The 9,732-nt window shown below is 58.1% G+C and carries 8 protein-coding genes; 1 reads left to right on the top strand and 7 read right to left on the bottom strand.

What is annotated here, in order from left to right; translation table 11 throughout:
- The coding region (locus VM163_12250; protein HUT04648.1) for an exopolysaccharide biosynthesis polyprenyl glycosylphosphotransferase at window positions 1-1,506 on the top strand (1,506 nt) is incomplete at its 5' end.
- Window positions 1,507-1,642: 136 nt separating this feature from the next.
- Here the strand turns inward: VM163_12250 and VM163_12245 are convergent.
- From VM163_12245 to VM163_12215, 7 genes are all read right to left on the bottom strand, one after another.
- Entirely contained in the window at window positions 1,643-2,419 is a 777-nt protein-coding gene (locus VM163_12245; GenBank protein HUT04647.1) for a hypothetical protein, read from the bottom strand.
- Window positions 2,420-2,456: 37 nt separating this feature from the next.
- Entirely contained in the window at window positions 2,457-3,470 is a 1,014-nt protein-coding gene (locus VM163_12240) for a hypothetical protein (protein HUT04646.1), read from the bottom strand.
- 45 nt (window positions 3,471-3,515) lie between these two features.
- Window positions 3,516-3,947, bottom strand: coding sequence for an ATP-binding cassette domain-containing protein (locus tag VM163_12235; protein ID HUT04645.1), 432 nt, complete (start codon window positions 3,945-3,947; stop codon window positions 3,516-3,518).
- Between the two features lie 167 nt (window positions 3,948-4,114).
- Window positions 4,115-6,670, bottom strand: coding sequence for a RecQ family ATP-dependent DNA helicase (locus VM163_12230; GenBank protein HUT04644.1), 2,556 nt, complete (start codon window positions 6,668-6,670; stop codon window positions 4,115-4,117).
- Between the two features lie 170 nt (window positions 6,671-6,840).
- Window positions 6,841-7,404, bottom strand: coding sequence for a fumarate hydratase C-terminal domain-containing protein (locus VM163_12225; GenBank protein HUT04643.1), 564 nt, complete (start codon window positions 7,402-7,404; stop codon window positions 6,841-6,843).
- Window position 7,405: 1 nt separating this feature from the next.
- A complete protein-coding gene (locus tag VM163_12220) occupies window positions 7,406-8,248 on the bottom strand; it encodes a fumarate hydratase (protein ID HUT04642.1) in 843 nt (280 codons plus the stop codon).
- A gap of 52 nt (window positions 8,249-8,300) precedes the next feature.
- Window positions 8,301-9,620 carry a cyclic 2,3-diphosphoglycerate synthase gene (locus VM163_12215; protein HUT04641.1) on the bottom strand — a complete coding sequence of 440 codons (1,320 nt, stop codon included), beginning with the start codon at window positions 9,618-9,620 and terminating at the stop codon, window positions 8,301-8,303.
- Window positions 9,621-9,732 lie beyond the last annotated feature (112 nt).

Below are 9,732 nucleotides of genomic sequence, written 5' to 3'. Positions count from 1 at the left end.
CTTGCGCCGCTCTTGCTCTTCGTGCGCTCGCTGGCCTTCGGGTTCGGGTTGCTGGCGGGCGTAGCATCGCAGAAGAGAAGGAAGCTCCTATTGCCCACAATCCTAATCGCGAGCGACATCGTTGTCTGCAACATCTCGCTCGTTCTGCTTTATTGGCTCAGAAGCCACATAAACCTCGTGCTGGGCGTTCTTGGGTTGAGTCAATACGGCCGGTATTTCAAGCCGGGGATACTCCCGCCGTCTATCTACTTCATGATGCTTCCGGGCATAACTTTGCTCTGGCTCATTGTGTTTGGCGCATTCGGCCTGTATCGCCCGGCGCAGAGCACCTTCAGGCCGTCACAGCTGGCTCGTGACTTGTTGGCAGTGTCGCAGCTTGCGATCATCCTCATGGCTATCTTGTATCTGTTTAGGGTCGAGTACTCGCGCTCGATGGTCCTGCTGTTCTGGGCGATAAGCCTCGTGCTGACAACACTCGAAAGAGCCCTTATCTACTTCGTGCAGGCGCTCCTTCTAGGCAAGGGTTACGACAAGCTCCGCGCCCTGGTCGTCGGAACGGGCGAATCGGCCCGACTGGTCGGCCACAAGCTGCACTCATTCCCAAAACTCGGCTACGAGGTTGTGGGATTCGTGGACGACACCGACCTGAAGTCGCTGAATTGGGCCTCCCCACGCGGGGGGACAGTCTCGATCCCTGTCCTTGGGCCCACATCAGAGCTCGATTCCCTCATACAAGAACACAGAATCGACGAGATATACATCTCCAAACCAAATCTGCCCCACACCGACGTCCTAAACCTAGTCGCTCAGTGCGAGAGCGCAAACGTTGGCTTCCACATCGTATCGGACGCATTCTCCATAATGACGGGCAAGGTCGATATGGAGAGCGTGAGCGACCTGCCGCTAGTCGATTTCGGACCCTCGGAGACCTCTGCCTTCTACCTCACCGTTAAGGCGGCGGCGGACAGAGCTATCAGCCTCATCCTCTTCATTCTCACGCTTCCCCTCACCCTCCTAATTGCCATCGCGATAAGGATCGAGACCAAAGGTCCCGTCGTGCTCAGATTCGAGCGGCTTGGGCTCCGCGAACGACCCTTCCTCGTGCATAAGTTCCGAACGTTCCACCTCCCAGAGCCCACGGAGCTCGACGGAAAGCCCATCGCGCTCTCCGTTCAATACACCAAGGTCGGTAGCTTCCTAGAGCGATTCCACCTCGACGAACTGCCCCAGCTTATCAACGTCATGAAGGGCGAGATGAGCCTCGTCGGCCCGCGCCCGGAAATACCACTCATTGCAAAAAAATACAGCCCCTGGCAGAGGCGCAGGTTCGACGTCAAGCCAGGTCTCACCGGGCTTTGGCAGCTGGTCGGCTCCGAGATACTCCCACTGCACAAAAACATGGAATACGACTTCTACTACGTCAGAAACCGCTCCCTCTTGCTCGACCTGTCCATCCTTCTGAAGACAATCCCAGCTGTCCTCGCCGGCGGCAAGCGGAACCGATAGCCTCCGGGCGGCGGAGTGTCTCCGCTCCCATAGCTTTTTTTGCCGGCGAATGCGACCGGTCGGCTCGCACGTGCCGAGCTCACCTCAACTGACCACGCCCAGGGTAATGGTCTGGCCTTGCCACTGCGATTCGCCCCTACATGATGCGAAATTGCACGCTTGCGATGGGGCCGATGGAGCGGAAAGGCTCACGGGCACGACTGAGCGCGGCAGCAAAGACGTAGTCGCCGGGGATGACGTGCTCGTTCAGCGCGAACTCAAAGACGGAAGCCGGGCCGAAATGAAGCCCATCGTCCAAGAGAACGTCCATAGCGTAGGCCGTGAAGTTCGTCGTGAGGCCGTCCGGCGTGATGCAAAAGACCGTCCCGTCAGCGGCAACGAACGCCGCATAGAAGTCAACCCAGATCGGCCAACCATAGTTCTCGACCGTTACCTGCGCCGAAAGCTTGTCGCCAGAGCCTAAGACCGGCGCCTCATCCGCCCCTGCAACTTGCGCCCGCAGCGTGTCGCCAGGGCCCAAGACCGGTGCCTCATCCGCCCCAGCTGCGATTGCACGGACAGCGTCGCCCGGATGGGAAGGCTGCACGTCCAGAGAAGTCGCCCCTGCCGCAATTGCGCCGAGAGCGTCGCCCGGTTGAGAAAGCTGCACGTCCAGAGAACTTGCGCCCGCAGTGCCGATGCTCGCCTCGATTGTGGGCGGCGTGGCAGGGTAATGATAGCCGATATCGACGATGCCCGTGTCGAAGGCGTTGTCCGTCCGCGTTGTGAGGAAGCTTGCGCCGGCGATTGAGGCGCTTGTGGAGCCTGCGTCGATGCAGGGGCTGTCCGCGTCCTGTCCCGCCTCGACCGACGACAGGTAGTAGTCGCCCAGCGGCCCCGGCGCAAACAGCGGGTCTCCCACGATGTTCCGCACGCCAGGGTAGCCTCCCTCAACGCAGCAGTGTCGAACGCTAAGCGATGACCCGCTCAACGCTGAGATCAGTGCAGCTTCCGGTTTTACTGATTCCTTCCGACACCCCAACTAGATCAAACAGTGCCTTTAGCCTCTTAAGAATGGGGTGGGCGGCCTCGACCGCAGGTAAGTTGCCAGCAAACTGCTCGGCAAAGGCTTCCCCCGCGCTGATCAGATTGGCGGATTCGGACCCACTGGCGCCTGTCTCCCCGCGGCCCGCTGTGATCCTGATCCTGACGATTATTTTTATCTCCTCAATCGAGAAAACGCCTTCCCTATTCTTCACATGAAATGGCTCGCGACAATAGAACCAAAACTGAAGCTGACAAGAATCCTCGCCCGTTACAGGCCGGCCGCGCATACTTTCACAGACGTCAGCGGCATCCTTTGAGGACAACCACTTGAAATCTCGCACCTTCCCCCCGGCATCCTCTATCCTCCGGCACACATTTCCAGCCACCAGGTCCCTGTAACTCTTGACGTGGGACACCGTGCGCAAGAGCCCAAGGCTATAGTTCTTAAGAACCACGTCGCAGAGAAGAAAGTCGCTTCCGAACTTCGTCCCGGCAAGCCCTCCATGAAAGGTTACAGCCTGCCTGCGTGTGATTGGCGTTATCTTAATGGGGTCGATGCTGACGGTGGGGGGCTCGTCAAGCAAGAGCCGGGAACACAGCGCCACCACGAGGTCGTCAAGCAGGCACTCCGGTAGGCTGTCCACAGCACGACCCACAAGCACAATGTCCTTCCCTTCCGTATCGTAAACGGCGCCCGCCACGCGCGTGATACCGCCGAGGGTCCTGAGCTCCATCGAATGCGAGCCAGCGCTCGCCTGGTTCTGCGCCTCGCGCAGTGAGAAGGCCACAAAATCCCCAGCGGAAACGATGATAGACTTAACAAACCGAGGTAAGTGATCATCTTGCTCACCGTCCATTGGAATCGCTTCAGTACTCGGCCAGTTCGACGTCGGGGCCTCTGCATCATAGTCGTCTTTCTTCGAGGCATCCAAAGCCATGCGGTCACCCGCGCCTACGGACCTCGCATATTCAGGTGTGACGTCCTAGCCCATCAAAGGAACAGAGCGCACATCTTTGTCATCCCCACGGGCCTCAATGGATTGTCCGTCCCGTTTCTTCTGTCGCAATTTGTCTCCGCGCTGCGTTGAGATGCCCGACCCACGCCTGCGCTCATCGCTTTCGATTAAGCCGTCACGGAGGGTTATGATCCGGTCTGCATACTTCTCAGCTATCTTCTCGTTGTGCGTGACCATCAGCACACCAACGCCTTGGTCCCGAAGGCGCTTCATTTCTCCTACGATGACTTCAGCAGTTTTCCCGTCGAGGTTGCCCGTGGGTTCGTCGGCAAGGATAAGCTGGGGCCTCTTCACCAACGCCCGAGCAATAGCTGCACGTTGGCATTCCCCCCCGGAAACCTCCCCGATGCGCGCTCGCCATTTGTCCCCAATCCCAAGCTGCTCCAATGTCGTCTGCACGCATTTCCGCTAGCGAACTGGCTAGAACATACCTATATTCTATTTCTAACGCAAGCTTTAACAAACGGGAAATGCCCTCATCGAATTCCGATCCGGCTGACACGGCTCTGACTGAGGCATCTCCTCGGCTGAAACCGGACGCTGTCAAGGAGCGCATCGAAAGGGCGTTACTCCAGCCCGCGCTCCGCATCTTTCCCGGAAAACTCCCTAAGGGACTTCTTCGCGTATTGGCGCACCTGAACGCCGGCATCGTCCGTCAGCTTCAAGAGCACTTGCTTTGCCCGCTCCATGTCCGTTGCAGCGGCTCTCGCATCAGAGCTGACACTTCTGGCGACCTTTCCTATGGCCGACGCGGCCAGAAGACGGATGTCTGTTACTTCAGACGAGGCACAGCCCACCAAGAAGCTAAGTGCGTATTGGCCGCACAGCTCACCCATTACCCACACTACGCGTGCCCGAACGCGGTTGTTTCCGCAAGCATAGAACTTCTCGGACAAACACGCCGCTATCTCCTTTGGATGAAACAGACGGAGTTTCGGCAGCATCTCCTTTGCCTGATCGGGCAAAGCGTGCAGCAGTACCTCTACTGCGTGGTCAAGCAGCTCGCCGGCATCGTAGGTTCGCCCGGCGCCCAACGGAGCTCTCTCGGGCTGAACATGCTGTTGTTCCTGAGCGTCACTATCGCTGCTGATCGTCCGCTTTGCCTCATCGCGCAGCCGTTTAAGCAGCTCATGGCCCGCGTCCGTCAGCTCAACCACAGGATAGAGGTTGCTCCCTGTCTTTCGCAGCAATCCCTCCTCGAGCATTGAGTTGATGACGAGGCGGATACGTTCTCGTGAAACACTCAGGCAGTTGTAAACCTCGATCTGGTTGGCCGCGGCGGGTTCTATCCATTTGGCCTTTGAGCCAGTGAGAACCTCCGTAACACTCGTGACACCTCGTGGTCTGTGAAAGGCCGCTACGCACTTGAGCACCGCGGCGCGAATGGCCTCGTCGTCGGACCTGTGCCTAACACGGGGACGGGACGACTGGCAGCGATCGCAAGTGCCACAACGAAAGCTCTCCTTTTCGCCGAAATAACGCAGGATGAACTCGCGCCGACACCCGTCACATCTGATGTACTCCTCCATCGCCTCGAGTTTCTGAACCTCCGCGCCCCGGAGCAGTGATTGGCGTTTCCAGTCGATTGGGACCTCCTCGAAACGCGGCGCCGGGTTGACCAGTTTCTCGATACCTCTGCCCCGGAATGGAGGCTCATAATGGATGACGCCATCGTTGTGCATCGCCTTGAGCGCTCGACGTACCTGGTGCTCTGAGAGCCCTGAGGCTCGACACAGTTGGCGGAGGCTGCCCTCGTGGCGTCCAGGGGCCTCGATGTCCTCCGTGGCGGAAAGCCCTTCCAGAACCTGAATCCGGGCAGGCCCCCTCAGCTTTGACATCACCTTCGAGCCCCGCTCATGCAACGTTATGGCAATCCTGGGCTCGCCTGATAGGGCTCTGGTTATGCCGGCAGCGTCAAGCAGCCTGATAGCCGCGCCAACGTGCCCCTCCTTGACCTTTGCCTGGCAGCGCGTGGCGATCTCCTTGTATGTCAGCATCACCGGATTATCCTCAATCTTGAAGAGCTCTTCATAAACCTTCTTCACTAGATCAGTCCCCGGGTGATTCAGATCAATGAAGAACTCTTGGATGCGGCGGTCTGCGAAAGAGTGCAGCAGGACGCAATGCGAGGTCTCTCCGTCGCGCCCGGCGCGGCCAATCTCCTGATAATACTGCTCAACAGAGCCCGGGTAGCTGTAGTGCAAGACGAAACGGATGTCGGCCTTATCAATGCCCATCCCGAAGGCGCAGGTTGCCACAACAACACGGTCCTGGCCAGTCATGAACCTGTCCTGAACCTCGGTCCGCCTCTCGGTCTCAAGGCCGGCGTGATACACGGCAGTGCGCGGCTCAACGGCTCTCAAAACCTCGCCCAGTTTCTCTGCGCTGCCGCGCGTGGAGGTATAGACTATCGTTGACCCATTGTGTTCACGGACGAAATCAAGCACGAATTCGTCTTTCTTCCCCACCCTAGCGAACTCCCGGACGCTCAGGACAAGGTTCGGTCGGTCGAAACCGCGAACATGTACGTCAACCTCATCGGGCTCAAGCCCAAGCGACTGAATGATGTCGCGTTGCACACCGGGAGTCGCCGTTGCCGTAAGCGCTGTGACATGCGGCCATCTCATCTGTTTCCTGAACTGCTTGAGGCGCAGGTAGTCCGGCCGGAAATCGTGACCCCATTCCGAGATGCAATGCGCCTCATCGACAGCCATACGGCTTATGTTGACACTGCGCAACGTTTGAAGGAAACCTTTGTTACAGAACCTCTCCGGAGCGACATATAGGAGTTTGATTCTGCCACAAGCGCATTGCGCAAGCCTCGCTTGCTGTTCATCGTGGCTGAGGCTCGAGTTGACGAACGTGGCGGGTATCCCCCTCCGCTTCAGGTCATCGACCTGGTCCTTCATGAGCGAGATCAGGGGAGAAATGACGATCGTCAACCCGCTCTCCATCAGCGCTGGCAGCTGATACAAGAGCGATTTGCCGCTGCCGGTCGGCATCACGACCAACAGGTTCCGTCCAGACAGAATAGACCTGATGGACTCATCCTGACCCGGAAGAAAAGCAGTATAGCCAAAGCGTTCAGCAAGTACTTTCTTGGCGCGGTCGAGCTCTATCATCTCGGAATGGGATTATAGTACGTCCGCCGAAGACGTTCAACCTCAACGTGATCGCGAGCTGGACCAGGATATGGGTGTGTCCTGTTTATGATGGAAGCGTCTCTTTCTTGCCGACATAACCGAGCCCTATGAGTTCACAATTGAAGCTACGATGCGAACGGCAATGCCGCTCAGCGCTGGGCTCGGTATCTCTCTCTGCCCATTGAGTACACGTCGCCGCCGTAGATATCGTTGGCCACGATGACGGGCATCTCCTCGACCACCAGCCTTCGTACCGCCTCAGGGCCAAGCTCTGCTCCAAAGATCACGGTGGCGGACACGATATGGCTCGCAAGGTAGGCTCCCAAGCCGCCCGGAGCCGCAAAGTAAACTGCACCATGCATCATCATCGCTCGCCGGACTTCCTCCGACCGCTGGCCCTTCCCGATGCTAGCAGCCAAACCCTTTTCTAACAGAGCCGGCGTGAATAGGTCCATCCTTGCGCTCGTCGTAGGCCCAGCCGAACCGATAACTGCATCAGGCCGCGCCGGAGTCGGCCCAACGTAGTACATCACCGCACCCGATATCTGAAACGGTAGCTCCTCGCCGCGCTGGATCATCTCGTAAAGGAGCTTATGAGCGTGGTCCCTAGCGCCGATGAGCTCTCCGGATATGAGGCACTCGTCGCCGGCCCGAAGCTCCGCGACAACCCGCCGCGGCAGCGGAGTTACTATTCTCTTGGGCTCGCCCGGCATTCTACAGGATCACCTCCGCGCGCCTCGCCGCATGGCACTGAAGGTTGACCGCAACCGGAAGCGAGGCGATGTGGCATGGCGCCGCCTCGATGTGTACGGCAAGCGCCGTAGTCGTCCCCCCGAATCCGAGTGGGCCGATACCGAGGGAGTTTACGTCTTCGAGTATCTGGCGCTCGAGACCGTCATAGAAGGCATCCTTGTGTCGCGACCCAGTTTTTCTAAAGAGCGCAAGCTTGGCTAGCTTCGCACATTCCTCGAAGGATCCTCCAAGTCCAACGCCAACCGTAATGGGCGGGCAGGACTTAGCCCCAGCAGCGTCCACGCACTCAACGACTATCCTCCGAACGGCATCTGCTCCGTCAGACGGCGAGAGCATCACACAGGAGCTCATGTTCTCGCTTCCGCTGCCCTTGGGCATGAAACGGACCCACAGCTTATCGCCCTCAACCTGCCTTATATGGACACAGGGCGGTGTGTTATCGCCTGTGTTCTCTCGCCGGAGAGGGTCTCGCACGACCGACTTTCTCAGGTAGTTTTCGCTGTATCCTTTCCGCGTACCCACGGTCAAAGCCTGCTCCAACGTCATCCCCTCTATTCGCACCTCGCGGCCCATCTCGACGAAGAACACCGCGAGGCCGCAGTCCTGACATATCGGGAACTTACCCTTCCTGGCGATCGACGCGTTGCGCAATATGGACTGAAGAAGCCTCTTCCCCAGCGGTGAGCTTTCGCTCGCGACAGCTTGCTCAAGCGCAGCTACCACATCGTCAGGCAGCTCGTAATTGGCTCTCCGACAAAGGTCGGCAACGGCGTCGATGACCTTCTTGGCCTCGATCTCTCGCATTCCGGTCCCTTCAAGCCGCCTCAGTCCCAAATCTTCACCTGACTGCGGCAACTCAGCGCTTGGCCAGGAACTCGCTCAGAACGTCATCCAGCGTCGGCGAGCCGATCTCCTGGAGCTCGTAGCCAACGCGCACCGATGGCTTGTCGATCTCGATAAGGCCCGCGAGATTGATCGGCGTTCCAATCAGGACCACGTCACACGGAGTCTTGTTGATAGTGTCCTCGAGGTCTTTGATCTGCTTGTCCGAGTAGCCCATCGCCGGCAACAGCGTCCCGATCCCAGGATACTTCTCGAAAGTAGCACGGATTGTATCGACGCAGAACGGTCTGGGGTCAACGATCTCGCTTGCTCCATATCGCCTAGCGGCAATGACCGCGGCGCCGTACTTCATGCCCCCGTGCGTCAGCGTGGGACCGTCCTCGACACAAAGGACTCGCTTGCCCCTGATGGCGGCTGGGTCATCCACCGTAAGCGGCGAGGCGGCCATAATCACCGTGGCCTTCGGATTGATTGTCCTGGCGGTCTCAAGAACGCTTTCGATCTTCTCCGGCTCTGCCGTAACAACCTTATTAATCACGAGCACGCACGCCATCCTGAGGTTGGTCTCGCCCGGATGGTATTTTAGCTCGTGGCCGGCCCGATGCGGGTCTAGAACGACGATATGCAGGTCTGGGCTGAGGAATGGGATGTCATTATTACCTCCATCCCAGAGTATTATGTCCGCCTCCTTCTCCGCCGCCTCAGCTATCCTGGCGTAATCCACGCCAGCGAAGACCACGTTACCTCGTCTGATATGAGGCTCGTATTCCTCACGCTCCTCGATCGTGCACTTGTGTTTGACCAGGTCATCTAGGCTCCCAAAACGTTGAACCGCCTGCTTGGCGAGGTCTCCGTATGGCATAGGGTGCCGGATGACAGCGACCTTCTTGCCGTGTTTCCGAAGTATCTCGCTGACTCTTCGTGTGGTCTGGCTCTTGCCAGCGCCTGTACGGACGGCGCAGATCGAGACCACGGGTTTCCCGATCTTCAGCATCGCGCTTTTCGCGCCCAGAAACATGAAATCAGCACCCGCAGCCATGGACCGAGAGGCGCAGTGCATCACGTGCTCGTGCGTTATGTCGCTATACGAGAAGCAGACAACGTCGATGTTCTTCTCTTTGATCAGCGTCTCCAGCTCATCCTCGGCGTAAATTGGAATGCCCTGCGGATATAGCTTGCCGGCGAGCTCCGGCGGGTATTTTCTGCCCTCGATGTTGGGGATTTGCGTGGCCGTAAAACAGACCACATCATAGTCGTCGTTATCCCTGAAATGAACGTTGAAATCATGGAAGTCCCTTCCAGCAGCACCCATGATAAGCACTCGTTTTCTCATAGTCTTAAGCCCTCGTTTCACTCCACATCATTGTTACTGCTAAGACAATTCAAATATCGTGCCCTAATAGGCAATCATGTCAAGCATGACCAACCAGGAGTTCGCCGCGCGG

The sequence above is a fragment of the bacterium genome (genome assembly GCA_035527515.1).
In the GTDB taxonomy this organism is placed as follows: domain Bacteria; phylum B130-G9; class B130-G9; order B130-G9; family B130-G9; genus B130-G9.
The sequence above is the reverse complement of the archived record's forward strand: the minus strand, read 5'-3'. Positions and strand labels throughout refer to the sequence as shown.

Excerpts from the sequence above, each read along its gene's own strand:
- VM163_12240 (HUT04646.1), bottom strand. The coding sequence starts at position 3,470 with ATGGCTTTGGATGCCTCGAAGAAAGACGACTATGATGCAGAGGCCCCG.
- VM163_12230 (HUT04644.1), bottom strand. The coding sequence starts at position 6,670 with ATGATAGAGCTCGACCGCGCCAAGAAAGTACTTGCTGAACGCTTTGGC.
- VM163_12225 (HUT04643.1), bottom strand. The coding sequence starts at position 7,404 with ATGCCGGGCGAGCCCAAGAGAATAGTAACTCCGCTGCCGCGGCGGGTT.
- VM163_12220 (HUT04642.1), bottom strand. The coding sequence starts at position 8,248 with ATGCGAGAGATCGAGGCCAAGAAGGTCATCGACGCCGTTGCCGACCTT.
- VM163_12215 (HUT04641.1), bottom strand. The coding sequence starts at position 9,620 with ATGAGAAAACGAGTGCTTATCATGGGTGCTGCTGGAAGGGACTTCCAT.